This window comes from Candidatus Aquicultor secundus (assembly GCF_002791875.1).
Lineage (GTDB): Bacteria > Actinomycetota > Aquicultoria > Aquicultorales > Aquicultoraceae > Aquicultor_A > Aquicultor_A secundus.
Genome location: NZ_PFNG01000235.1, coordinates 1 through 1450, shown reverse-complemented (window position 1 = coordinate 1450; position 1450 = coordinate 1). Strand labels below are relative to the sequence as shown.

Annotated in this window: 1 protein-coding gene; it reads left to right on the top strand. The window is 50.8% G+C overall.

The window, feature by feature from the left end; genetic code table 11:
- Positions 1–88: 88 nt before the first annotated feature.
- Positions 89–1450 (top strand): flagellar hook-associated protein FlgK (gene flgK / locus COY37_RS10005; RefSeq protein WP_286977443.1); only part of this gene is annotated, 1362 nt, incomplete at its 3' end.

The following is a 1450-nucleotide window of genomic DNA, read 5'->3' as shown; positions in this document are numbered from 1 at the left end:
AGGAAAGCCCGGTGTACGGTCAAAAGCCCAATCCCCAAGGTGTAAACCCTAAGTTGTTTGATGGAAGGGCATAAAGAGGTGTTATAGGATGGATGGATTTTTCGGCATCAGCATTGCCAGAAGAGCCCTAGAGGCAAGTCAATATGGGATGGATGTAACGGCGCATAATATAGCCAATGCCAATACGCCGGGTTATTCGAGGCAGCGGGCGATTCTTGCAGCGGCCCCCTCGTTTCCCTATCCAGGCTACAACAGGCCTATGCTTCAGGCCCAGCTTGGTACCGGCGTTGAGGTGAAATCAGTTGAGCGGGTGCGCAGTAGCTATTTCGACAGTCAAATCAGGAAAGAAAACCAGGCCCTAGGTGGCTGGGAAGTAAAAGACGATGCCCTCAAACAGCTCGAGGCGATATTTAACGAGCCATCAGAGGCCGGACTTCAGAACATCATGGGTGAGTTCTGGAATGCCTGGCAGCAGTTGAGTAAGAATCCGGAGAGCCTCTCGGTGAGGACCTCGGTAATAGAGATGGGGCGCACGCTTACATCCACTTTTAATCAGTTGGATGCAAAGCTAAGCCGTCTGCGCGATAACTTGAACGACCAGGCGGCGGTTAAGGTCGATGAGGTCAACAACATCGCTGACAGGATCTATGCGCTCAATAATGAAATCATCAGGATACAGACGTTTGGTGTAGAGCCGAATGATTTAAAAGACGAGCGGGACAAGCTTATCGATGATCTCTCGAAGATAGCCGATATCACGGTAGGCGAACAGGATTCGGGAGCCACACTAATATTTTTAAACGGCCGGCAGCTGGTAAGCGAGTATTCGGCAAACCACATACAGACTACACCCAACGGTCTTAATAGCGGCTACTACGACGTGACGTGGGAATCGGACGGCTCGGCGGTCACATTGTACGGCGGTGAGATCAAATCGTTGGTCGATTCGCGAGACGTGACTATCCAAAACTACCGAGGCGATCTCGATACGCTAGCATCCACCCTAATAACCGAGATTAATAACCTCCATGCGGCGGGTGTTGGTTTAGATGGCATTACCGGTTGGAACTTTTTCACAGGGACAGGGGCCGCGGATATCGCCTTAAGCGCTGATATCGATGACCCAACACACGTGGCGGCGGCAACGGATGCTGCTGCTATACCTGGGGATAATTCGAACGCCCTGGCTATCGGTAAGCTCAAAGATACACTGCTGACGATCGACGGCAACAACGTCACGATGAATGATTTTTATCGATCAACGGTCACAAATCTCGGTATCGAATCCCAGGAATCAGGCAGGATGATTACCAACAGTAAGCTCTATTACGACTTGATAGAAAATCACCGCCAATCGGTCTCCGGTGTTTCTCTGGATGAAGAAGCGACGAATATGATCAAGTACCAGAGGGCATATGAAGCGGCGGCACGGGTTATCACGATGCTTGAC